The 23,190-nt window shown below is 66.0% G+C and carries 25 protein-coding genes and 1 tRNA gene; 14 read left to right on the top strand and 12 right to left on the bottom strand.

Annotated elements, in window-relative coordinates:
- The first annotated feature begins 5 nt into the window (after positions 1 to 5).
- From ACFMRZ_RS23915 to ilvD, 4 genes are all read left to right on the top strand, one after another.
- Positions 6 to 917: a hypothetical protein gene (locus tag ACFMRZ_RS23915; protein ID WP_400180835.1), complete on the top strand. Its 912-nt coding sequence runs from the start codon at positions 6 to 8 to the stop codon at positions 915 to 917.
- Between the two features lie 81 nt (positions 918 to 998).
- On the top strand, positions 999 to 1,676 hold the full coding sequence (locus ACFMRZ_RS23910; protein WP_400180834.1) for an RNA polymerase sigma factor: 678 nt from the start codon (positions 999 to 1,001) through the stop codon (positions 1,674 to 1,676).
- A 112-nt stretch (positions 1,677 to 1,788) separates the two neighbouring features.
- Positions 1,789 to 2,700: a hypothetical protein gene (locus tag ACFMRZ_RS23905; RefSeq protein ID WP_400180832.1), complete on the top strand. Its 912-nt coding sequence runs from the start codon at positions 1,789 to 1,791 to the stop codon at positions 2,698 to 2,700.
- Positions 2,701 to 2,762: 62 nt separating this feature from the next.
- Complete coding sequence (gene ilvD / locus ACFMRZ_RS23900; protein WP_400180831.1) at positions 2,763 to 4,454, top strand: dihydroxy-acid dehydratase; 1,692 nt, start codon at positions 2,763 to 2,765, stop codon at positions 4,452 to 4,454.
- A 1-nt stretch (position 4,455) separates the two neighbouring features.
- On the opposite strand, the gene ACFMRZ_RS23895 is transcribed toward ilvD, so the two are convergent.
- The 3 genes from ACFMRZ_RS23895 to ACFMRZ_RS23885 are packed head-to-tail and all read right to left on the bottom strand — an operon-like array spanning position 4,456 to position 8,272.
- On the bottom strand, positions 4,456 to 5,640 hold the full coding sequence (locus ACFMRZ_RS23895; protein ID WP_400180830.1) for an NAD(P)/FAD-dependent oxidoreductase: 1,185 nt from the start codon (positions 5,638 to 5,640) through the stop codon (positions 4,456 to 4,458).
- Between the two features lie 44 nt (positions 5,641 to 5,684).
- Positions 5,685 to 7,139, bottom strand: a complete 1,455-nt coding sequence (locus ACFMRZ_RS23890) for an MFS transporter (RefSeq protein WP_400180829.1) — start codon at positions 7,137 to 7,139, stop codon at positions 5,685 to 5,687.
- Positions 7,136 to 8,272 (bottom strand): FAD-dependent monooxygenase, encoded by a 1,137-nt coding sequence (locus tag ACFMRZ_RS23885; protein WP_400180828.1) that lies wholly within the window; start codon positions 8,270 to 8,272, stop codon positions 7,136 to 7,138. Before ACFMRZ_RS23885 ends, ACFMRZ_RS23890 begins: the two co-directional genes overlap by 4 nt.
- A gap of 160 nt (positions 8,273 to 8,432) precedes the next feature.
- Between ACFMRZ_RS23885 and ACFMRZ_RS23880 the strand changes: the two genes are divergently transcribed.
- Positions 8,433 to 9,038, top strand: a complete 606-nt coding sequence (locus tag ACFMRZ_RS23880; protein ID WP_400180827.1) for a TetR/AcrR family transcriptional regulator — start codon at positions 8,433 to 8,435, stop codon at positions 9,036 to 9,038.
- A 48-nt stretch (positions 9,039 to 9,086) separates the two neighbouring features.
- Positions 9,087 to 9,965: a hypothetical protein gene (locus ACFMRZ_RS23875; RefSeq protein WP_400180826.1), complete on the top strand. Its 879-nt coding sequence runs from the start codon at positions 9,087 to 9,089 to the stop codon at positions 9,963 to 9,965.
- A 9-nt stretch (positions 9,966 to 9,974) separates the two neighbouring features.
- Here ACFMRZ_RS23875 and ACFMRZ_RS23870 read toward each other — a convergent pair whose 3' ends face one another.
- Complete coding sequence (locus tag ACFMRZ_RS23870) at positions 9,975 to 10,490, bottom strand: hypothetical protein (protein WP_400180825.1); 516 nt, start codon at positions 10,488 to 10,490, stop codon at positions 9,975 to 9,977.
- A gap of 176 nt (positions 10,491 to 10,666) precedes the next feature.
- Here ACFMRZ_RS23870 and ACFMRZ_RS23865 point away from each other — a divergent pair, with 176 nt between their 5' ends.
- The gene (locus tag ACFMRZ_RS23865; RefSeq protein ID WP_400180824.1) at positions 10,667 to 11,422 is read left to right on the top strand and encodes an SDR family oxidoreductase; all 756 of its coding nucleotides are present in this window, start codon (positions 10,667 to 10,669) and stop codon (positions 11,420 to 11,422) included.
- A 77-nt stretch (positions 11,423 to 11,499) separates the two neighbouring features.
- Here the strand turns inward: ACFMRZ_RS23865 and ACFMRZ_RS23860 are convergent, their stop codons facing one another.
- Complete coding sequence (locus tag ACFMRZ_RS23860) at positions 11,500 to 12,327, bottom strand: alpha/beta fold hydrolase (RefSeq protein WP_400180823.1); 828 nt, start codon at positions 12,325 to 12,327, stop codon at positions 11,500 to 11,502.
- Between the two features lie 68 nt (positions 12,328 to 12,395).
- Between ACFMRZ_RS23860 and ACFMRZ_RS23855 the strand changes: the two genes are divergently transcribed.
- The 5 genes from ACFMRZ_RS23855 (at position 12,396) to ACFMRZ_RS23835 (ending at position 15,852) form a co-directional block, all read left to right on the top strand.
- Entirely contained in the window at positions 12,396 to 13,016 is a 621-nt protein-coding gene (locus tag ACFMRZ_RS23855; protein ID WP_400180822.1) for a TetR/AcrR family transcriptional regulator, read from the top strand.
- A gap of 381 nt (positions 13,017 to 13,397) precedes the next feature.
- Positions 13,398 to 13,682, top strand: coding sequence for a hypothetical protein (locus ACFMRZ_RS23850; protein ID WP_400180821.1), 285 nt, complete (start codon positions 13,398 to 13,400; stop codon positions 13,680 to 13,682).
- Positions 13,683 to 13,845: 163 nt separating this feature from the next.
- Positions 13,846 to 14,580 carry a hypothetical protein gene (locus ACFMRZ_RS23845; protein ID WP_400180820.1) on the top strand — a complete coding sequence of 245 codons (735 nt, stop codon included), beginning with the start codon at positions 13,846 to 13,848 and terminating at the stop codon, positions 14,578 to 14,580.
- 299 nt (positions 14,581 to 14,879) lie between these two features.
- A complete protein-coding gene (locus ACFMRZ_RS23840; RefSeq protein ID WP_400180819.1) occupies positions 14,880 to 15,335 on the top strand; it encodes a hypothetical protein in 456 nt (151 codons plus the stop codon).
- A gap of 136 nt (positions 15,336 to 15,471) precedes the next feature.
- A complete protein-coding gene (locus ACFMRZ_RS23835) occupies positions 15,472 to 15,852 on the top strand; it encodes a hypothetical protein (protein WP_400180818.1) in 381 nt (126 codons plus the stop codon).
- A 106-nt stretch (positions 15,853 to 15,958) separates the two neighbouring features.
- On the opposite strand, the gene ACFMRZ_RS23830 is transcribed toward ACFMRZ_RS23835, so the two are convergent.
- From ACFMRZ_RS23830 to ACFMRZ_RS23805, 6 genes are all read right to left on the bottom strand, one after another.
- Entirely contained in the window at positions 15,959 to 16,387 is a 429-nt protein-coding gene (locus ACFMRZ_RS23830) for a hypothetical protein (RefSeq protein ID WP_400180817.1), read from the bottom strand.
- Positions 16,384 to 16,665, bottom strand: a complete 282-nt coding sequence (locus tag ACFMRZ_RS23825; protein ID WP_400180816.1) for a hypothetical protein — start codon at positions 16,663 to 16,665, stop codon at positions 16,384 to 16,386. Before ACFMRZ_RS23825 ends, ACFMRZ_RS23830 begins: the two co-directional genes overlap by 4 nt.
- Before the next feature lie 4 nt (positions 16,666 to 16,669).
- Positions 16,670 to 16,933: a hypothetical protein gene (locus tag ACFMRZ_RS23820; RefSeq protein WP_400180815.1), complete on the bottom strand. Its 264-nt coding sequence runs from the start codon at positions 16,931 to 16,933 to the stop codon at positions 16,670 to 16,672.
- A complete protein-coding gene (locus tag ACFMRZ_RS23815) occupies positions 16,930 to 18,243 on the bottom strand; it encodes a hypothetical protein (protein ID WP_400180814.1) in 1,314 nt (437 codons plus the stop codon). Before ACFMRZ_RS23815 ends, ACFMRZ_RS23820 begins: the two co-directional genes overlap by 4 nt.
- A gap of 71 nt (positions 18,244 to 18,314) precedes the next feature.
- Complete coding sequence (locus ACFMRZ_RS23810; RefSeq protein ID WP_400180813.1) at positions 18,315 to 18,611, bottom strand: WXG100 family type VII secretion target; 297 nt, start codon at positions 18,609 to 18,611, stop codon at positions 18,315 to 18,317.
- Positions 18,612 to 18,926 (bottom strand): WXG100 family type VII secretion target, encoded by a 315-nt coding sequence (locus tag ACFMRZ_RS23805; RefSeq protein ID WP_400180812.1) that lies wholly within the window; start codon positions 18,924 to 18,926, stop codon positions 18,612 to 18,614.
- Positions 18,927 to 19,155: 229 nt separating this feature from the next.
- Between ACFMRZ_RS23805 and ACFMRZ_RS23800 the strand changes: the two genes are divergently transcribed.
- Together ACFMRZ_RS23800 and ACFMRZ_RS23795 are read left to right on the top strand one after the other, a co-directional pair.
- Positions 19,156 to 19,226 (top strand) — tRNA-Gly (locus ACFMRZ_RS23800).
- A gap of 1,112 nt (positions 19,227 to 20,338) precedes the next feature.
- Positions 20,339 to 21,400 (top strand): hypothetical protein, encoded by a 1,062-nt coding sequence (locus ACFMRZ_RS23795; RefSeq protein WP_400180811.1) that lies wholly within the window; start codon positions 20,339 to 20,341, stop codon positions 21,398 to 21,400.
- 261 nt (positions 21,401 to 21,661) lie between these two features.
- Here the strand turns inward: ACFMRZ_RS23795 and ACFMRZ_RS23790 are convergent, their stop codons facing one another.
- Entirely contained in the window at positions 21,662 to 22,597 is a 936-nt protein-coding gene (locus ACFMRZ_RS23790) for a hypothetical protein (protein WP_400180810.1), read from the bottom strand.
- Between the last annotated feature and the right edge of the window lie 593 nt (positions 22,598 to 23,190).

Raw genomic sequence — 23,190 nt, 5'->3', positions numbered from 1 at the left:
GGCACATGGAGAACACCGCCGTAATCGTGGACCTGCCGCTGCATCCCACCGTGGGGAACGCACTGTGGCAGGCGAGAGCCGATGCCGGATCGCGGCCGATCGACACCAGGGACCTGCTGGTCGCGCTGATGCGGGTCGATACGTCCAGCCGTTGGAACCGGATCTCGTTGCACTGCGGAGACTTCGAGATTATCGCGGGGAAGGTCGTGCTGGATCCGGTCACCCACAGCTCGTCGCACTGGGAGGGCATCCGGCTCACCGACTCCTGTGCCGCCGCTCTGCGCACCGCCGTCCGCTTGGCCCGCCGCTACAACCTGCCGGGGGTTCCGGCCGGAATGCTGGCCCTCGGGCTCATCGCCGACGGTTCCACCGCCGCGGCGCAGGCCCTGGGCGATGGACTGCGCCGGGACGAACTTCTGGACCTGGTGCAGGCCGATGTTCTGGGCATCAGCCTGAGCGGTCTGGAGAACGAATTCGCCCCCACCCCGCCACAGCGGACCCCACTGCCACCGGCCGCACCGGTCCACGCCCTGTACTGCCTGCACTGCGGCGCGACACCCGCGGCAGCGGTGACGATCCGAAGCCATCGCGGTTTCATCCTGATGATGCAATTCGTCCGGATGCCCGGCCCGTTCTGCCGCGACTGCGGCCTCGCCACCCTGCGCCGGATGACGATTCAGAGCGTGTGGTTCGGCTGGTGGGGACCGTTGTCGCTGTTCATCAACGCCATCACGATTCTGTCCAACATGTCCGCCCATTCGCGGATCGCCCAACTCCCACCGCCGATTCCGGGTATGCCGGGACGGCCGATGGATCCCGGCCCGCCGCTGTTCCGCAGACTCGGCGCCATCGGATTCCTGATACCACTGGGAATTCTGCTCTGGTTCACCGTCGTGCTCCCGCTGATCTCGAACTGAGCCGAGCCCGTTCGTCGGTATGGTGTTCGGTACCGACAGATCCGTCGGCCCCGGCGGCCGCGAACAGCAGGGCGAGATCGAATGAACAGCCTCCCCGAGTCCGGCCTGGGCGCCGAGACCGCTTTGACGGACCTATTGGGAGCCGTGCTCGCGGATTGCGCCAAGGATCCGCTGTCCTTCCTCGCCGGGGAATCCCGCGGTCCGGCGCTCATCCGGATCGGACGCGGGAGCGCCCGTGCGCAGCAATCGGACCGGTTCGACGACCTGTTGCTCGAGGCATTCGACTCGGCCAGCGACATGTTGCTCGCCTGGGCCACCCGGCAGGTCGGCAGCCGTACCGACGCCGAAGACATCGTGCAGACCGCGCTGATGCGGGTGTACGCCGCCCGGCCCGACGTCGCCACGGCCGACCGGTTGCGCGCCTACCTGTGGACGGTCACCAAGAACCTCGTTCGCGACGCCTGGCGGCGGGCGGCCACCGACCGCGAACGGTTCGACTCCGACGGGGACCAGCGGATCGCATTGCTCGCCGACCGGGCGGGTGTGAACATGGACGACATCGTCGTCTTGCGCCAGGCCCTGCTCGGCGCGCTGGATACCCTGCCGCCGCGAGAGCGGGAAGCGGTCGTGCTCCGAGCCTACGAAGGCAACACCTACGCGGAAACCGCGCGCATCATGGGCGTCGCCACAGGCACCGCGAAAGGTTACGTGCACGACGCCCTGCAACGGGTCCGGGAGCAACTCGACCTGATCGCGTGACATACGGCGTCGGCGCCCCACGGATCGCGGTTCGCCCCAACCATTTCCGCCCCAAGACTGTCCGTAAGGATGTGATCAGACATCTACCAGGCATGGTTCGGACACATCGGTTGTGCTGCGGGACAACTCGGTCGGCGGAGCGGGGGACGAATTGAAGACGCTCGGACAGGTCGTAACCCTCGTGCTGTGGCTCGGCGCGTGGCTCGCGCTCATCGTGGGCGCGGTCATGCTCATCCCGGGGACCGCGATGCTCCTGAGCGATCCCCAGGCCGCGCCCACCTGTGACGAAAGGACGATGGAGCCCGGCACGATCTGCCGCCACTACCGCAACGGCGCCCCGGCCGGCGGCGAGACATACGAGCAAGCGCTGGCGGCGCAGCGCAACAGCCACGAGAACGGCATCCAGATCCTGCTGATAGCGGGCGGGGCGATCATCGCCAGTTCCGCTGTCCTGTTGGGCATCAAGTACGCCCTGGAATCCGGTGATCAGAAGCCCGCAACCGCGGACCCGCGAGAACGGGAACTTCTCCGAGCCGCCACCGCCGGCGACCCGGTCGCGATGAACAACCTGGCGCGACTGTTCCACCGGCGCGTGGAAGAACAGAACAGGCTCCAGCGCTGGCTTCGCCGGCACCAGAACGGCGGCGATCTGGCCGAGGCCCAACTCTGGTTTCGCAGAGCCGCTGTCGCCGGGCACCCCGACGCCATGGCCGGTCTCGCGGCTCTGCTCAACAAGGACGGGAACCACAGCGAGGCCGAATTGTGGTATCGCAGAGCAACTGCCGCCGAGGCCGGGCCGTACACCCGGCAGAGCGGTACGGCAGCCGCCGCGCCGGCACCCCCGCGGCCCCGGCCGAACCTCACCCAGCCGGGCGAGTTCAAGACTCTGCTCACCATGGTGATGGGTAATCACCCCACGGCCGAACGGCTGATCGCCTTCGAGCAACAGAAGACCCCGGGCATCGACCGAGCGGCGGCCATCACCAAGGCGATCGAGAGACTGCGCGGCGACCTCGGCAGGTGAGTTCCGGTGATACATCGATCGCGCGTTCGGGACGCCCGCGGGGTCGGTCGTAGACTTGCGCGATGGCACACGACTCGGACCGATCGGTCGACATCAAGCCGCGCTCCCGTGATGTCACCGATGGACTCCAGAAGACGGCCGCCCGCGGCATGTTGCGGGCCGTCGGTATGGGTGACGACGACTGGGGCAAGCCGCAGATCGGGGTCGCCTCGAGCTGGAACGAGATCACGCCCTGCAACCTGTCACTCGACCGGCTGGCCAAGGCCGTCAAGGTGGGGGTGCACGCGGGGGGTGGCTATCCCTTGGAGTTCGGCACGATCTCGGTGTCCGACGGCATCTCGATGGGCCACGAGGGCATGCATTTCTCGCTGGTCAGCCGGGAGATCATCGCGGATTCCGTCGAGACGGTCATGATGGCCGAACGCCTCGACGGTTCCGTGCTGCTGGCCGGCTGCGACAAGAGCCTGCCGGGCATGCTGATGGCCGCCGCGCGACTGGATCTGTCGAGTGTGTTCCTCTACGCCGGTTCGACTCTGCCGGGCAGTCTCGACGGCAGGGACGTCACGATCATCGACGCGTTCGAGGCGGTCGGCGCCTGCCTGAAGGGTTTGATCACCCCGGCGGAGGTCGATCGGATCGAGCGGGCCATCTGTCCCGGTGAAGGCGCGTGCGGCGGGATGTACACCGCCAACACCATGGCCTCGGCCGCGGAGGCCCTGGGGATGAGCCTGCCCGGATCCGCCGCGCCGCCCGCCCCCGACCGTCGCCGCGACGACTTCGCCCACAAGTCCGGCGAGGCCGTCGTGGAGCTGTTGCGCCGGGGCATCACGGCGCGCGACATCATGACGTTGGAGGCCTTCGAGAACGCCATCACGGTGGTGATGGCGCTCGGTGGTTCCACCAATGCCGTGTTGCACCTGCTGGCCATCGCCCGCGAGGCCGGGGTGGGTCTCACCCTCGCCGATTTCAATCGTGTCGGTGACAAGGTGCCGCACCTGGGCGATCTCAAGCCGTTCGGCCGCTACGTGATGAACGACGTCGACAAGGTCGGCGGAATCCCCGTCGTGATGAAGGCGCTGCTCGACGCGGGTCTCATGCACGGCGATGTCATGACCGTCACCGGCAGGACCATGGCCGAGAATCTGGCCGATATCGAACTCGGCCTCGATGGTGACGTGATCCGTCCGCTCGATCGGCCGATCCACAAGACGGGCGGCCTCACCATCCTGCACGGCACACTCGCGCCCGAAGGCGCCGTCGTGAAGAGCGCCGGCTTCGACTCCGACGTCTTCCGCGGGACAGCCCGGGTGTTCGACGGGGAGCGCGCCGCGATGGAGGCGCTCGAGGACGGCACGATCGCCGCCGGTGATGTGGTCGTCATCCGCTACGAGGGGCCCAAGGGCGGCCCGGGCATGCGCGAGATGCTCGCCATCACCGGCGCGATCAAGGGCGCCGGGCTCGGCAAGGACGTCCTGCTGCTCACCGACGGCCGATTCTCCGGCGGCACAACAGGATTGTGTGTCGGTCATGTCGCTCCCGAAGCCGTGGACGGCGGCCCGATCGCCTTCGTCGCCGACGGTGATCCCATCGTTCTCGACGTCGCCAACCGCACCCTCGACGTGGAGATCGACGAGAGCGAACTCGCCGCCCGCAAGGTCGGCTGGGAGCCGCACCCGCCCAGGTACACCTCGGGCGTGCTCGCCAAGTACCGCAAGCTGGTCAGCTCGGCCGCGCACGGCGCCGTCACCGCCTGACCTACGCGATCGGTACGGCCTTGTCCGCACGCTGGGCGCGCAGCAGGGCCGGCCGGTGCTTGCCGTCGGAGAACCAGTGGTGCGATCCGGGCTTGCGGGCCTCGGTCGCCAGGTGCTTGATACCGGCCGCGCAGGCGAATTCCTTGAGTTTCTTGCCCACGGCCCCGCGGAAGTACAGCCGCATGGCGGTCTCGTCCTTGTGACCGAGCTGGTAGATCCCGGCGTCGCGGCCGAAGCTGAGGCACATGGCGGGGAACGACATGTCGATCGGCGCGGGCTGCTCCCCCGCGATCCGGTGCAGCAGGGTGTCGGCGGCGTGCGCTCCCAGGCAGTACGCGGTGTAGGCACTCATCCGGAACGGCAGGTCCGAGGGAGCCGACGAGTCGCCCGCCGCGACGATGCGCTCGTCGTCGATGCTGGTCAGGGTCTCGTCGGTGAGCAGGCGACCGGCGGCGTCGGTGCTCAGCCCGCTGCGGGCGGCCAGGTCGGGCACGCCGAAGCCGGCGGTCCAGATGGTGACCGCACTCGCCAGCCTCCGGCCGTCGGCGAGTTCCACGGCGTCGGCCGTCACCTCGGTGACCGCGCAACCCTCGATGACGGTCACACCGAGCTCGGCGAGGTACTTGTGCGCCGTGCGCCGCGCCTTCGGGTGCAGGTACGGGACGAGGGCGCCGCCACAGACCAAGGTGACCACGCGCCCCTGTTCGGCCAGCTCGGCGGCGGTCTCGACGCCGGTCGGCCCGCCTCCGATCACGGTTACCGCGGCCGTGGCAGGGGTGTCGAAGAGCATCGATCGCATCCGGTGCGCCGCCTCCAGAGTCGCGATCGGATAGGCGAACTCGGCCGCGCCCAGCACCCGCGGCGCGGCATTACCGCTGCCCACCGCGTAGATCAGGTAGTCGTAGCCGATGCTGCCGCCGTCGGCCAGCAACACCTTGCGCTCGGCCGCGTCGATCCGCGTCACGCTGTCGACCACCAGCCGGACACCTTCGGCCAGCACGTCCTGGTAATCGACGACCGCGTCGTGAGTTCCGCCTACCAGCTGATGCAACCGCAGCCGGGGAACGAACACCTGACGAGGGTTGATCACGGTTACCCGCACATCGTCGCGCTGCGTCAGGCGGTTGGCCGCCATCACGCCCGCGTATCCGCCACCGACCACGACGACTTCGTTCTTGTTGGTCATTGTCTTTCCTTCGTCCGCTGGGGGGTTCGGGCACAAGACACCGGTCACCCTCGCGCTGTGACATCCGAGTGAGGCAGGTCACAACGCGCCAGCACGACAGCCGGCACAGCGGCGAGGGTGAACAGCACACCCGCCATCGCGACGTAGAGGTAGACGCCGGTCGCCGTGCTCACCGGGGCGCCGTCGGCGAAGACGCCGGGGATTCGGGTGGCCTCGAGCACCTCACCCCCGGCGATGTTGAAGACGACCGAGCCGAGAGCGAGTACGACCGACACCAGACCGGCGATCGTGCCCTGGCGCTCGGGTGCGGCGAGATCGATCGCCAGGTTGTAGCCGGAGGCGCCGATCGCACCGGCGGCCATGCCGACCATGGCGCCGCACGCGATCGCCACCGGAAGCACCGATACGCCCGCCAGCATCGCGAACGTGCCCAGTATCCCGACGGCGATGCCACCGAGGAGGGGCAGTGCGGGACCGCACCGCCCCGCGACCCATCCGGCGATCGTGCCACCCACGACGATGCCGATATTGGGCGTGGCGAGTAACACCGCGATCGCCTCGCCGTGGCCCAGCCCGTAACCGAGACCCAGGTCGGGCGGCACCTGAGCGACGATGCTCGTCAGCTGCAGCATGCTCCGGAAGGAGCCCGCCGCGAGGACCAGGGCCAGCAGCGTCAACAGGATCGGGCGCCCCAGACCGCGAATGTCGATGAGGGGATTGTCTATTCGCAGCGCGCGCACGGCCCACCCCGCCAGCGCGGCAACACCGGCCGCGAGCAGCGCGATCATGCCCCGGGACAGCCATCCGACGTCGCTGCCGAGGCTGGCGTAGGCGAGCACCGCGCCGAGCCCGCCGCCGAGCAGTAGCGCCCCGCCCACATCGATCCGGCCGGGACTCCGGATCGGCGATTCCGGCAGGAAGGCACGCACGCAGACCGCGGCGACCGCGGCGAGCAGCGCCGCCGAGACGAAGACGCTCCGATAGCCGAAGGCATGGATGATCGGCTGCATCAGGAACGGCTCGATGATTCCGACCAAAGACGAGGCGGATGTCACGACCCCGACCACGGCCATCGCCACCCCCGGACGGCAGATCTGGCGCGCGAGGGCCACCGTGAGAAAGACCGCCGCGAAGGCCGCGCCCTGGAGGAACCGCCCCACCAGGAAGATCCAAACGTTCGGCGCGACAAGACAGATCAGCGCCCCCGCGCATGCGAGGAGCAGCGTGCCGAGCAGTACCCGCCGCTTGCCGTAGATGTCGGAACTCTTCGCCAGCAGCGGCGACCAGATGGCCCCGGCCAGCATCGCACCGGCATTCAGCCACGCGGCCTGATCGGTATCGAAATGGTCGAGCAATTGGGGCAGGACCATCATGGGCGAGCCGATGACCACATCGGCGAGGACATTGGCGAGGGTGAGCACGGCGACCCAGAGCACGAGCCGGCTACTCCAGTGCTGCTCTCGAACGCCGATGCTGGTCGTCTCCAGCGCGTCGGTCACAGTGAATTCTCTTCGGCGCGTGGGGAATCGGCGCCGGATGCTCGCAGCGCCCGGTTGCGTGCGGCGATGTCGGCCCAGGTAGCGGGCACTATGCGGTCACGACCACGCTCGACTCGCTGCTGAGCGAGCGTGACATGGGGCCGCTGCCGAATCTCGTACCGCGCGAAGGCAACTGCGTGATCGTCGCCGGACCGCTCGAATTCTTCGGCGAGAAAACGAGCGCCGGTCAGTGCGAGCGAGGTGCCCCGGCCGGACAGGTAGGCGGGGCAGTACCCGGCGTCCCCGACGAGGACGACGCGGCCGCGATGCCAGCTGGGCAGGTGAATCTGGCTCGCGGAGGTGAAGAAGAAATCGGGATCGGCGCGCGCCGCCTCGAGCAGTTCCGGAATCCGCCACGACCGGTAGCCCGCGAAGGCGTCGACGAGGATCTGCTTCTGGGCCTCCAAGTCGTGATGGTCGTAATCGACCGGCTCCGAACGGAATTGGAAGTTCGTAACGGCCCGGCCCCCGTACCGGAAGACGCCCGCCATTCGGCCGGGCACGTTGAAGATCGAGTTGGCGTCCTCGGTGTGCGCCTCGCCGGGGAGTTCGGCGAGGGCGAAGTAGACGCCGAGGTGCCGCAGGTGGTCCGGCTCGGGCCCGAATACCAGCCCCCGTACCGCCGAATGCTGGCCGTCGGCGCCGATCACCAGGTCGTACCGCCCGGTGCGGCCGGACGCGAAACGCACGTCCACCCCGCGCTCGCCGTCGGTCAGTGCCGCGACCGACTCGCCGAAGTGGATCTTCGCGGTGTCCGGGACCGCCTGCGCGAGAATGCGCACGAGATCCTCGCGGAGCAGTTCGATGTCGTCGTCGGAGTCGTTGACCTCCGCCATCGGGATGCGGGCCACCGGCTCGCCCCGGCTGTCGACGAACCGGGTCAGTTCGGACATCCTGACCCGTCGCTTCCGGATCTTCGCGAGCAGCCCCATCCCGTCCACGGCCTCGAGCGCCGCGCCGCGGATATCGATGGGTGTGCCGGTGAGCCGGAGCTGCCGGGCGGACTCGACAACGGTGACCTCGTGGCCGCGGATGCCGAACTCGAGCGCGCAGGCGAGCCCGGCGATTCCGGCTCCGGAGACAAGGATGTTCACGTGGGCGCTCCAAGGATTTCGCTGAGGATGTGCGGTCGAGCCCGACCACTAAAGCAACGATTTGTAGCTTTTAACGCAGACTACTTACGATCGGTTTGCACCGCAACGCCGCACCTGGCGACAATCGGCACCCGAGCGGAAACAGGAGGTGAGCGCGGCGATGGCCGACGAGACCGCTGACCGGTCGCCCGCGCGGCGCCCCGGTGGCCGCACCGCGCGGGTGCGAGCGCGCGTCCTCGCCGCGACCGCCGAACTCGTGGCGCGCGACGGCATCGCGGGCTTCCGCTACGAGGAGGTCGCCGAGGCCGCCGGCGTGCACAAGACCAGCGTCTACCGCAACTGGCCCGACCGCGAGCAGTTGGTCGCCGAGGCTCTGCTGCGGTATGCCGAGGACCTCGCCACCATCGCCGACACCGGCGACATCCACCGCGACCTGGTGGACTATCTGGTGGCCCTCGCCGGGGGCCTGAACACGCCGTTCGGCCAGGCGCTCGAACTGTCCACCCAGCCCGCCCGCGAAAACCCCCTCGTCCGGCAGACGGTGGCCAGGATCCTCGAACAGCGCGGCGCCGCCCTGCGGAGACGGGTGCGCCTCGCCGTCGACCGCGGCGAGCTACCACCGGTCGACAGCGCCCTGCTCGGCGAAATGGTGTTCGGCCCAGTGCATCTCATCGTCGTCCGCGGCATGCGCTCGTTCACCCGCGCCGACGCGGAACGCATCGTCGACGTGGTGCTGGCCGGGATCCGGGCCACGGCCCACACCTGAAGTCACAGACAGAGCCGCCCGCCCGGCGTGGCTCACTAGTCTGGACGGGTGAAGTTCACTACCGATGTCGAACGCGGCGGGTGGCTGGTGGCGCGCGCCGGCGCGGACGGGGTCGGCAACGTCGCCGGTACCGGCTTCGACGCTTATGCGCGAATCCTGCACCCGGTCGAGGCGATTCGCCGCGACGTCACGGTCACCGACGAGTGGGGCACTCCCGAGGTCGTGGCGGAGGCGATGTGGCCGTGGACCGAGGTCGCCGCGCGCAACGGCAGAGTGATGCATCCACTTGTGCAGTGGCGCAAGCTCACCGACGACGAGGACGAGTCGGCGATGTCGTTCGATGACGGCTGGGAGGTCGGCCAGTCCGTCGAGGGGTGGTTCGACCCGGGCCTGCTGGCCTCGCTCACTGTCCATCTCCGCGCGGCCACCGAGACACCGGACAAGGTGACGGCCGGGGTGTGGAATGGCTTCGGCGAGCTGAACGCATCCGCGGGGACGGTAGTCATCGCGTCCACCGACGACGATCCGCAGAGCATCGAGCGCGAGCGAGCCCGAATAGACGCCGAGTTGGCCGCCTCCGTCGCGCCGGAAATCAGACGAGCGGTCGAGGCAGGCCCCTTCCTGCGATGGCCTGGACGCGACTTCCTGCTGTTCGACACCAGTCTCTCCGAACTCGCCGACCCCGGCTGGGTGCACGCGGCGGGCCTGGGCTGGACAACCGACTTCCCCGGCGTGACACCCCAACTGCTCTGGCCCGCCGACCACACATGGGTCGTGGCGACCGAGATCGACTTCGACTCCACGATCGTCGCCGGCTCGCGAGCCCTGATCGACGCGGTGCTGGGCGATGAACGCTTCGAGGCCTTCGAGATCAGCGAGCGCTCCGATCTGAGCTGGGAGGGCGACACCATCAACTCCGCGCCGTGACCAGCCGAGTCACGGGGCGTTGACTATCCCGAACAATTGACCGGGCCAGGGGTGGTCGAGATACGCCCCCGGGTCGTCGACCGCCAGCGACGATGTGATGCCGACCTCGCTGTACCCGTAGCCGACTCGGAGATCCATACGCATCGGCTCCGGTCGTTCCGCGTCCACGTGCAAGAGGACCGATCGTCTCTCCTGGAAGAACGGGATCCCCGTCGGCGAATCGACCTCGGAGGTGGCAACACTCACTGTGAGCGGAACATCGCACGCCCGTTCCCAATCCGGGCTCTCGCCGCGAAACTCGCCGGGCTCCAATACCGCGGTGAGAATGGCGGGCTGCGCACCGTCTACCTCGAACCGAATATGCACCGTGCCTTGGCAGTTCGAGTTCACTCCGGGTGTTTTGATCTCGGCACCGGACCAGAAGAACACGGGCACAGACTGGACAGCGGCGGACGCGGTCGCGGTGCTCGCGAACACCGCCGTCGCACCGATCACGCATGCCGTCCACAGCCGGCGTCTGTTCATTGGCTTACCCCCTCCCTCACCCCGAGTCGTCGGGGTATCCCATCTTTCATAGTGTCGATCACGAACGCCGGTGTCGAGTCGGGAATCGGCGGTGTGAGTGCATCGGGCCGACATTGTGTCCGCACCGGCGATTGTGCCGATTCGGGATCCCGACGCGACGGTTAAGGTGCGGAACAATGACCGACTTGATTGACAAGACCGCTCTCGTCACCGGGGCTTCTCGCGGGATCGGCCGGGCGATCGCCCAGCGGCTCGCCGGCGACGGTGCACTGGTCGCCGTGCACTACGGCAGCAACGACGCGGCCGCGCGGGAAACCGTCACCGCGATCGAACAGGCAGGCGGACAAGCCTTCTCGGTGCGTGCGGACCTCACCGCCGCCGACGGCGTGGACCAGCTGTTCACCGCTCTCGATGGTCGTCCCCTGGATATCGTGGTGAACAACGCCGCCGTCGCGATGCCCGAGGCCACCGTCGAAAACGCTACCGCCGAACAATTCGATCGGCAGTTCGCGCTGAATGTGCGAGCACCGTTCTTCGTTGTCCAACGGGCACTGCCCCTGCTGCGCGACGGCGGCCGCATCATCAACATCTCCTCCGGCGTCACCTGGTTCGCCACACCGCAGATCGTGTACTCGATGACCAAGGGGGCGCTCAATGTGTTCGGCCGTTCGCTGGCGAACACGCTGGGGTCACGCGGCATTACGGTGAACAATGTCTCCCCCGGAATCACCGACACCGAAATGAATGCGTGGCTGCACGAATCCGACGAGGCCGCAGCGGGCGTCGCGGACATGACCGCCCTCGGCCGAGTAGGCCAAGCGGCCGACATCGCCGACGCGGTCGCCTTCCTCGCCTCCCACGACGGCCGATGGATCACCGGCCAGACCCTCGAGGTGAACGGAGGCCTGTTCCTAGGCCCCCGAACGCCGTAATTGCCTGCCGGACACCCACTTCCGCGCCGGACCGGTCGCGGATGATCGAGCGGTCGCTCATCCGGCAGGCTGCCGCGTCAGGTAATGATCTGTTCGGCGAGGGCATCCGCTACGGGCTTCGGGGCGAAGTTCTGCAGTCCGTGCCCGACGCCCGGCAGCATTCGGATGTGCCCCTCACGGGCGTGCTCACGCACGAGCATCGCGTCGGTGTCGGTGGTCAGGGCGAACACCGCCGGATCGGCGCGCAGGAGCAGGACGGGGCCGCGCACCGCGCTCAGCCAGGTCGCCGCCTCGTCCAGGCCGCCGTAGACCTCACGGGTGCTGTTCACGATCGCGTCGAGGAATACGGGATCGTGCCGGTGCAACGCGGCGGCCATCCGCCGCAGATATGGATGGCCGGGGCCGAGCATCTCGCCGGTGGTCCGGTCGCCCGCGGGCTCGGCGCCGAGCAACGTCAGCAGTTCGGATTCCGGCCGCCCGCACCAGCTTCGCCACGTACGCATCCGAGCGCCGGTGCGCTCGAACAGCGTCAGCATGCCGGACAGCATCAGTGGCGCGTCTCCGACAACCAACCCCGACACCACATCCGGATGCCTCCCGGCCAACGCCAGCGCGACCTGCCCGCCATAGGAATGGCCGTACCACCACGCCGGACCGCCGAGATTGGCGACGGCCCAGCTCGCAAGCTCGTCGGCAGCGTCCTCCAGGCGGTAACACCCGGTCCAGGCCGACTCTCCGTGCCCCGGCAGGTCGACGCCCCACCAGCGGACCGCCCGTGGCAGCTGCTCGAACAACTCCGTGCCCAACCGCCAACTGCCCGAACCACCGTGCAGGAAGACCAACTCCGGGCCGGTCCCGCCGCCGGACTGCCCCTTGATCGCGAGACGCTCGCGATGACCTGCCACGCCAACCTCCGTCATCTATGCACTCGGTGCAATAGTAGCTCGAGTGCAGAATCCGATAGGATGCGTCCGTGCCCGGACTCCGTGAGCGAAAGAAACAGCAAACCCGACAAGCGATTTCGGGTGCGGCCATCTCGCTGTTCTTGGATGCCGGATACGAACAAACCTCCGTCACCGCGATCGCCGAAGCGGCCGCGGTGTCCCGCCGAACTCTGTTCAGCTACTTCCCCGCCAAAGAGGACCTGGTTCTGCACCGGATCGCCGACCACGAGGGAGAGTCCGCACGCGTCGTCCGAGACCGCCCGACGCGATGGTCACCACTCGCCGCGCTGCGCGCCCACCATCTGACCGGCCTCGACCGCCGCGACCCCGTAACCGGACTCTGCGACGACTCCGAAGTACTCGCGCTGTACCGGCTGATCAACGGAAACCCCGTGCTGTCCAACGGATTACTGGCATTCCGAAGGCGCGACGCCGCCCTACTCGCCGATGCCCTACAGGACACCACCAACACCCAACCCCTCCGCGCACGCCTGGCCGCAGCCCAGTTCACCACCACCCAACACCTACTGGCCGAAGACAACGCAAACCACCTCGACAAGGGCCAGTCGGCCGAAGAACGCCACCCCGCCGCAGTAGCCGACGCCGAGACAGCATTCACACTGCTACACAACGGTTTACACAAACTCTGACCCGCGCTGTTATGTCAGCCGATCCGGCGTTTTCGAGCTTAGCGGAGATGGTCACCACGGCTCGAGCGGCCAACGGCGGGGCATCCCCGTCGGCGGCTGCTGCAAGTCGAATGGCAGCTGGCCGAGGTACATAGCAAGCCGATCAGGATCCCGCCGAAGGACGAGTCCTACAGGAACATCGACCTCCCACTGTTCCTGTGGAACCTGCTCAGCGCCCAAGTAGCGCGGACACAACCACAGCCGTGCCCATGCCATGGTTATCGGTATGTGTTCACGGGAAACCGCCGGCGACGAGCGGTCGGTAACCCGAACGGCGCGACACAGTCCGGTTCCTGTGAAATCCGGTGAGCTACAGGGTGTTCCGGTGCTTGGGTCGAATGTGTGGAATCGGGCAGCAACCGGCGCAGCCACCGCACCGACCTGGAAGCGGCACTCATCCCGCGCGTGCTGATCGACGAGCGGATCGGTCATGACGACGCATCGGTACACGCCAACTACACCCTTGTCACCGATGTCATGCGAGACGAACTCGTCGAGATGCTGACAGCACAGTGGCACGAGGCGCTGGATGCCCGGCTGGCTATGTGTCCGACCTCGGCCGTCCCGGTTCTGAACGAGCTGCTTGTCGCCAGGGCGCGGAAGCGGTCACTGCTGGTGGCTGTCTGAACGGATGGCCTGTCGCCCGGGACGCGCATTGCAGGGACCGTTGCCAACCCCGCGTTCCAGGGGCTAAATCCTCTATTCACGGAGACGTGGCACCAAGACCATCAAGTAGTCGGGGGTCTCCTGTCGTGCCACCCCAGGTTCGACCGGATCCATTCTGAACGAAATGGGGACGAAGATGTCCACGCCCGACCCGAATCCTCAGTACGTGCCGCCCGTCTACAACCCGCAGAGTGCGGCACCGAACAGTACGCCCGACGCTGCCCGCGTGGTGAAGGCCGTCAACCGCGCGGAGGCTCAAATCGTCAACCGTCACAACGTCTCTCTCGCCGGTTGCAAAGTCGATGGTCCCTTGTTCCGAATCGGCTCTCGCGCCTACCCGATCAACACGGTGTCCGCCGAAATGGAACTCGGAGCCTCGTCGTCGACCGGCCGCATGACCGCCACTCGGCTCGTCGCCGGCGCCGCCATCGCGGGAATCCCCGGCATGATGGTTGGTGGAGCCGCCAAGAAACGCACTGACACCACCCGCGTCTACCTGACGATCCGCGCCCCAGATGGCCGGGTCGAGGTCCGTGACGTCTCAGCGAAGAAAGAAGCGGCAGCACGCAATTTCATGGCTCGCCTAGAAATGGCCACACAACGGCAGTGGCCGCTCACATCCAGCGTCGGCACCGTGCTACCGCTCGACGCATCCTCGGTCCGCTACGACCCGCGCGGCATGTTCATGACGTCGACGATTGCCGTCGGTGTGCTCCTGCTCGTATGGGGTCTGGCCGTGCATCCCGTGTTGATCGCGTTCACTGTTTTCGCCATCGCGGCTCTCGTGTTTTTCGTGGTGTCGGGCAAGAGGGATGCGGAGGCACTCGCGCATCACAGGCGGAGCAGAGGTCTGGTCTAGACCGGCGATATGACGTCGCCAGCTGGCGCGTCCTGGATGTCCGGGCGTGTCCGTCGGATGCACGCTGGCTCAACGGTCACCGGTTGGACCGTGCGAACTTGCAACCGCATTAGGTCGAGGCTGCCGAGAGTGAGGAACGGAAAATGGGATGGCTTCTGGACGTCTGGCACTGGTGGACGACCGCACGGGTTGCGGCTGCGTCAGCTGCGACCGCTGGAGGCATGGCGATAGTCACTGGCAGCACCGCAGTCCGATCTCTACAGCAGAATCGCAAAGCCACCCGTCGAACCACCCGTCCGATGATGGTCGCGACGCTAAAACCGACCGGACCCGGGACTGCCGGCCTCGAAGTCACGAATGCTGGGCCATCGATAGCCCGCAAGGTCAAGGTCACCTTCGACCCCGCGCTGCCCGAGCACGAGCACGCAGAAGACGGCCAAGAGAGCCTCATACCGTACGTGCGTCGTCGGTTCGCAGAACCGATCGACGCATGGGCACCGGGTTACACCACGCGAAGTGAATTCATCCGCCGCGGCAGGAACCGCGACGACCAGAGCCTCAGAACAAATGTCGACGGCATCCCTCGACAAACGACTATTGTGTTCGACTACGAGGACGATGACGGGAACTCATATACCGACCGGATGTCCCTCGACCCCACGTTGGTCGAGGGTGAAACCTGGTCGGTGTACAAGCGCACCAAGGGCAGCCAGGAGACAGTCGTGCGCGACGGGGCGCCGTGGGGGGTGGGCTAGGGATTCCAAACTTGTGGCCGCGTGCCGGCATCACCAGCAGGCGGCTGCATCAGCGAAAAGGCGACCGCGTCTGGCTGCAGCGTACTCGCGCCGACTCGGTGAGGACTTCCTGAAGAACGACATTAAGAGCGCGTTCATGGGGGAACTGAACAAGATCCGAAACGACGTCATCCACAACAGATCTCGTGTTAAGCAGAGCACAACAAACAAGATTCTCGACTGGGCAACCAGCGACGGCCTCGTAGGGATGACAACTGAGCGGATGGTCGGGCTGCGAACGATGTTTCCCCGCGACGAGCTCCTGACCTCGCCGGTCCGTAGCGCCGCCCCGAAATCACAAAACCTGCCGTGGACAGCGGACGTCGAGTTGATCGATTCCGTCAAACAGCGCCTTGCTGACCTCGGCTTGTCCAAGCGTCAACAGAAGGAAGTCGGGGATGAGATGATTCGACTCTGGCTGGCGGAGAACCTCGCTACAGACGAAAACTCGGCCGCCTTATTGCTTCGCGAGGAATAGCCACGACTGGGACTTAGTTGACCTCAAGAGCTGCTGCACGGATAAGTGACACTGTCACCCGATCGTGCAGTAGCCACTTGCGTTAAATGAAGCAAGACTAGAACAGTCACTGAGCCCAACCGCTGCGGTTCATACGTTCGAAGTATTCGTCGTCTGCGGCTTGGATCTCCTCTTCGGTCTTCGGTCGGCTGTCAGCTTTTTGCTGATCTTGTGCGCTATGGAGATACTGAAGTTGATCCCGGATGCGCGGATCCGCTTTGGCGGCAAGGCGTTTGACCTTGCTCCGGGCTACGGTCCGTGCCTTGCGGTGACAGTCGATGATGGCAATGGTGAGGTGGCTGCTGGTCCACCGCATGGCTCCGGGCGCGATCTGCAGGTCTGTGATGTCACCATCGGCGTTCACCTCGACGACGACGCCGCGCATCTCACCGCGGCCCCGGACTGCCGATACCGCCTTGGCGAGTCGCTTACTGCTGCTGCGGATCTCGTTCAGTTCTTGCTGGAGCTGCTGTTCCCATTTCTGGATGTCGGTCATCGCGGTGGGTCGACTCCTTCCTCGACGGGTAGGGAGTAGATGACGTCGCCTGGTTCGACCTGCGCCGAAATCTCGGAGGAGAAGACGAAGGCTAACTTGCCTGAGACAGGCTGATGTACAGCGAGAGATTCAAGGGTTCCGCGATAGGCAGCTGACCCGTTCGTCTTGCGTAGCTCGACTGGCTGGCCGATGGCAAAGTCGCCGACCGCTTGTCCGACGGTAAACGGGTTCGGCTGGAAGCTGACCGGGAACAACCCTTCGACGTGGAATTCGCTCACCGGTTCACGGCCGTCGCTGGATGACGGTGCCGGCGTTGACGATCGGCCCGAGGTCGGCGTCGAGGACGATCGTTGTCTTGCCCGGCGGGCTGTGGATTTCGATGGATTTGATCGTCGTGGTAGCTGTCTCGTCGCCGTTCTGCACGGACACGGTGTCGCCGATACTGACGGGCTCGCCGGAGAGGACACCGGTGACATAGATCCGCCCGGCTCGACCCGGCAGGACGTCGACTCGCTCGACGACCAGGTGTGAGATGGAATTCGTCATTGTGCGTTCCTCCGCCAGGTGGCAACGAAGCCGTCTTCGGCGTCGTAGGCTTCTTTCTCCAACGCGGCTGTCCTCGAGCTTATGGTGCCGTCCGCGTACTGCCGAACATGCACGGCCTCGTGGGCCAGGGTCCGGACCAATGTTTCTTCGTCCTGAAATGCGGCCGGTCCGAGCTGGACGCCGAGGTCGTCGGTGCGGGCGATCGCTTCCTGGAAGTCGAGATACCTGATCGTGTCGGCGTCTTCGGTGATCTCGAGCTTGGCCGCGCGCAGGTCGACACCGGCCAGTTGCGCGTAGTGCTCGACGGTTTCCATGGTTCGCGGCAGGCCGATATTGCCTTCCAGAACTTCGCGATTCGACAGCGCACCGGAGCGCGAATACATGATGGCGGGCTTACCGCGGCCGAGGAACTTCGTGCGCGCCGCCCCGACCCACACGCGGACCTTCTCGAGCAGCGGTTTCAGCCGCTCGACCAGTGGGCGCACCGCCTCCGCGACGATCTTGGCCACCCGCGCCGCGAGTTCGGCAATGAGCGTGGTTACCCGCCGTGCCTTCATCGCGATCCGACCGGCCAGCGCCGCGTTACCGATCCACTCCGATGCAGTGGCGGTGAACGGTGCGAGAACCGCGAAGGCAGCCTCCGCGGCGGCGGTCTCGATGGCGAGCGCTTCGAGCTCGTCGAGGATCTGGTGATGCGCCTCGTCGAGGTGGTGGGCGTACTCGCCGCACGCATCGCCCAGCACCTGACATGCATCGGCCAGTGCGGTGAGGTCGGCCTGCCGGGTCTGGCAGGTGTCCACGGCGACCCCGATCTCGGGGGACTGCTGGTTGTTCAGCAGTTCGACCGCTCGCGGCACCTGACCTGCGATTGCCCGGAAATCCGCCGCGGCAGTGTGCCAGGCGGTCTTCGCGGCGTTGAGCTGGTCCTGGTGTCCGTTCGGCCAGGCAAATCCCACCATGTCCTTGATCAATGACCAACCGAACGGCTCCGGAATACCATCTCCCGCGGCCGTCGGCGTGTTCTCCGGCAGGCAGGGATCGACCGACAGTGGCGGCGTCGGCGGCGCAGGCAGCTCGCGATGCGCTGCCGCGGCCTCGGCCACCTGGTGGTTGTGGGCACCGACCACGATCAGGTCCCGGGTCTGCCCGCACGAGGTCGCCAGCTTCGACGATGCCGAGATGGCGAGCTGAGCGGCCTCGTCATAGGCGGCCGCCCACTGTGCGCCGACGCTGTCGCTGCCCGCCATGCCCGCATACGCCATCAGCACCACTGCGAGGGACGAATGCGTAGTCACCGCATCGGTGGACATCTGCCCGAAAACCTCACCGGCAGAGTGATATTCCTCGGCGCGATGCACGATCACCGGGACGGTCGGCGTCGTCATGTCGGCCACATTCCGACGTTCGTATGCCCTGCTTGGGTGTAGACGGTTCGCGCGTGCTCGAGCGCGGCCCGCAGCTCCGCGAGAGCGGTGTTCATCTCGGCTGCCCCGGTCGCCCATTCCGCGCTAGCGGTGCGGTGTGCCTCGGCGGCCTGGCCGGACCAGCCGATGTGCAGTTCGGCGACGCGAGCCTGGATGTCGCGGAGCCGGTCCTCGATCCGTTTCTCGAGACCGCCGGCCTGGTCGACCAGCAACTGCATCCCGGCCAGGTCGACACGGAAGTCGCTGCCGCTCATCTACACCGCCTCGGGTCGGGTCGCGGTGATCGAGGCAGCGCTGCCCTCCTCGGTACTGCGGAAGCTGCTCGCGGCCTGGCGCAGTGCCGCAGCGTCGTGTTCGAGACCGGTGACGACCTGGCGTGCGCCTTGTTCCCACTCGTCCCACGCCTCGCTGTGCGTTCCGGCCGCCGGGCCGTTCCAGTCGCCGCCGACAAACGACCGGACCTCACGCATCAGGTTGCTGAGATCAGTGCCGAACTCCCGCGCCGACGCCTCCAACCAGTCGGCCGCAGCGTGCACGTCCTCCGGTGTGACTTGTACAGGATCCGCCATACCTCCCCCTCAGTAGGTCATGCTTCCTTCGCACTATAAGACGACGTACACGTCGAGGTCGGCCCGCTTCCAGGGCTGCCAGATTGCGTGCCACAGACCCACGCATCGCTTCGTCGGCGGGCTCAGCATCGCACCCGTTGCACGCTGCCGATCACTCCTCCCCACCTGGGAAGTTGGGTGTCTCCCGAGATCGTCTGCTATCTTCTCTGCGGGTCCAGCGTGTCCCAACGCCGGTGTAGTTTAGTGGTAGAACATCAGCTTCCCAAGCTGAGAGTGCGGGTTCGATTCCCGTCACCGGCTCTCTCGAAACCCCTTCTCATCAGCGGTTTTAGCTTAGGTAACGATCCGAGGCAGACGGAATTCCCGTCAAAGTTCCCGTCTATTCTCACGCCGGGCGCACACGTCCGCCGTCGCCTCGAATCGACACGGACAGAACATCTTTCGGTACCCCAGCCAGAGGAGTACCCCCGATGGGCGCGACAACCGACACTCCGTCACCGATCAGCTCGCGAAGGTGCGCGCCGATCTGGCGAGGGCCGCTACCGCCGCCAAGCTCGCGGCCGCGAAGCGGGCTCGTCTCGCCGCGCTCGTGCGTGCGCTGGAGGCCGACGCCGAACTCGAGAACCTCAGACGAGCCGCGGAGCGCGAGCCCTCCGATTCCGAGACCGCCCCTGCGACAAGGACTCTGGCGGTCGTTCCGAACGCCACGCCACCGGGTCTGGATCTGCCGGCACCGATGCTGTGCCCAGGACCTTCGACCCTACTGGTTCCCCCTCGCCAGTGGTGCGCTGGACATGCACCGAAGTTCGGGCTCGTTGTGCCAGAACGCTGTTCAGCACCTACTCATCGAACGGGTTGGTTTTATGGCAATTCAGAAAGCTTGGCGCTTTTGCGGCAAGTGTCACGGTTTGTTCTTCGTCGGCAACGCATTCAAAGGCTCTTGTCCTGGCCCGCGCGGGGGGTTGGATGCCACACATCATCAGTCCGGATCCTCTGAGGTGTCGGGGCACTCGATACCAGCCGCGTCGGCGATAGATCCGAAACTCCTGAATCCGAAGGTGTATCCGACGGTCCTCGACCCGAAAATTCCCAGCCAGAGTGTGCGAGGGACTTTGCATCGAGTCGACTATCCGGAAGTTGTTGTGGGACCTGGTCCGGTTCACCCTAAACGAGGATCAAAGGTACCAGACCTATCGCCCCACGAAGTAGAGTTCGTAGCTTCATCACATGTAGCGGTCGGATACAAATATTTCATACCGTACGACATCCCGGAGTCTGCGGTCGCTCAGAAGGAGTGGCGGTTTTGCAGCAGATGCTGCGCCCTGTTTTTCGACGGTTACCCGGACAAAGGTGTCTGCCCCCAAGGCGGCGGACATCAAGCAACCGGATACAATTTTGCTTTACCTCATGGCGTGGCAGAAACAACAGCCGCCCAAATGGATTGGCGATTCTGCGCCAAGTGCAAAGGCCTATTCTTCGACGGCGATCCGAGCAAGGGTATCTGCCCGCTTGGTGAGGGGCACGAGGCAACCGGGGATAACTTTGTCATCCCACACACAGTAGATTCGACGGTCGCAAAAGCGCAGATCGACCAGTTCTATTTGGGCACCGGTGGCGCGTTGGGACCGCTTGGGGAGCCCAATGGTGACTACGTCGAGGTGAACGGCAACCTTCGACGCAACTACCTCTTCGGCGACATTCACTTCAGCGACATAGACCCCGAGCCGAAAGCGCAAACGAATTACACTGCAAACGTAGCTATATCGGCATTAAAATGCTTCGGCACGGACGATCCTAGTGGTGAAGACGAGATTTTCGCGGTCATCTCTCTGATCAGTCTCAATCCGAATTTCTCGGGTAGTGACCAGCTCGTGAAGACGATGCGGACCGAGATCAGAGAGCATGTTCACGGCAAAGATGTGATATTCAAGTCGAAAACAGTGGGAACCGTTCCATCAGTGACCGGATCAGGTTTTAAGATCCATGTCGCTCTATATGACCACGAGAACGGCGATCCCAATGCCCTCCGGACCCAGATACAGACATTCCTCGACGACGCCGCCCGAAAAGGCGCCGACCTCGTTGCCGGTGCAGCCAGAAGTGGCGATCAACGGCTGGCCGGCCCCGTGGGCGATGTGACGGAATTTGAGGTCGGCGGCGTAAAGCCGGTCAGGCTGTTAACGTTCGGATTGGCGGGATTACTGACAGATTGGCTCGCGGACGACTTCATCGCCGAACATGAATTTGTCGTTCCTGCTGCCGAAATTATCTCCTTGTCCGACCCTGTCAATTTTCAGAAGTCTTTCAGGCAGCATCGCGAATCCCTCGGAACCGACGTCCAATTCAACTGGCCCCCGGCGGATGACCAAGAGATACTGTTCAGTGGAGCGGGAGGATCATATAAGATCTATTTCACCATTACGGTTGCGCCGATGCCCGTACCCATTGCCCCGAAACTTCCTACGCACGGATAGCGCTCTGCTCGGAGATTGTCCGGTCTCGTCGACAGCTGCCGCTCGTCGCAGAGAAGAACGGTATCGCGAAGTACACGACCGGTTTTCGTGCAGGGCTTCCGAATACGTTCGGCCAGTCCAGGAAGCGATTCGGTCACATCGCCGGCAAGGTGACATCTGTACTCGAGGAGCGGGAGTTCGGGCCTGTATGGAACAACTCGGCCCGATAGCGGGTGGCATACCGGGTGCTATCGGGCTTGGAGTTGTTGGGGGGTGAAGGGTTTAGACGCCTGAGCCGACTGCGCTGCCTACTGCGCCGCCTACGATGCCGCCGGCTACGGCGGCGGGGACGCCGAGGGCTGCGGCGCCGACGGCGCCGCCTACTACTGCGCCGATGCCGGCGCCTGCGGCTATGCCGAGGGGGAGGCCGGCTACTTCGCCTACGCCGGGGACCAGGACTACGCCTGCGGCGGTGCCTGCGACGCCGCCGATGACGCCGCCGACTACTGCGCCGATCGCGGCGCCCGGGACGGCGCCGACTACTGCGGCGGGGATGCCTGCGGCGGCTGCGCCTGCTGCGGCGCCTGCCAGGGTGCCGCCGGCGATCTTGTCGGAGCGGCTGGCGTTGATGCCTACGGAGTTCAGGCCGGTGGCGATGTTTGCCTCGGTGACCGCAGCCGTGGTGTTGACCGTGTTCAGGACATCGTCGGGCAGTTCGGCGGGGGCCGGTGAGGTGAAGTCACCGACGCGGAGGGTGCGGGGCGGCGGGGCGATGGGGGCGACCGGCTCGACGGGGGTGGGGGCGTGCAGGCCCTGCCAGTTCACGCCGGGGGCGGGCTTGGACGGTTGGGGAATCGCCCGGAAGTTCGGGGGGACAACGTAATCCGGTGCATTGGGGGCGGCGGGCGGCGGGGCGGGCAGGACCGGCGTGGTGACGCCGGGCTGCGCCTGGCCGGGGCGCGGGGAGACCAGGTTGTCGGCGCCGCGTGGCGCCACACCGGGTTGCGAGGTGCTCGGGGCGGGGCGGTCCGGCTTCACCTGTTCGCCGCGGGTGGGCGGGATCGCGGTGTCGGGGAGCTTGGGGGCGGTGGGCTGGCCGGACGGTGTGCCGGTGGTGGAGGTCGCCGCGCCGGTCGTCGACTTGACGGCCTCGTCGGTGGAGCTGGAGCAGGCGACGGCCAAGGCCAGGGGAATCACGCCGATCGCGGGCAGCACCACGCGCCTCGTCGTCGTACTGTTGAACTTCCGATGCCGACCTTGCACGTCGTCCCACCACCCTCATCAGTTGTCTACTCGACGGCCCCCCGCAGCCGGGATGGCCACGTGCGCGGCTGATCGTATCCATGCCCCATCGCGTTAACGCAAATCCATGTGATCGAGCACACAGCAGCCATAGTCCGCCCCCCAGCGGGCTGTAATACCGCGAATAGTGCCATGCGGCAGCACGATTGGCCGCCGACAGGCGGTACGCGCACCGGATATCCGGTGGTCGTCCACGAAAAGCGTTGTGTCCGCACCGGACACGCGAACCGGTGATGGCATCGCGCGTGAAACACTCAGCCGCAGCTATGCGAGAACCACCGCGGCGAATTACACCGATGACGTGCGGACGCAGCGGTAACGTCCCGAAAAATGCTGGGGCGATACGCAATACGGACACCAGACCCGCCGACGCGAACGTGGACGGCTGCCGACGACACCCCGCGGCCGCAGCGGCCGAAGGAGCACCGCATGCAATACGACGGCACCATGCGACGCACCCCGACACCATCACCGCGTTGACCTACTCGCGGCAACAGAAATCCACCGCA

The sequence above is a fragment of the Nocardia sp. N2S4-5 genome (assembly GCF_044628355.1).
Taxonomy (GTDB): domain Bacteria; phylum Actinomycetota; class Actinomycetes; order Mycobacteriales; family Mycobacteriaceae; genus Nocardia; species Nocardia wallacei_B.
The sequence above is the reverse complement of the archived record's forward strand: the minus strand, read 5'-3'. Positions and strand labels throughout refer to the sequence as shown.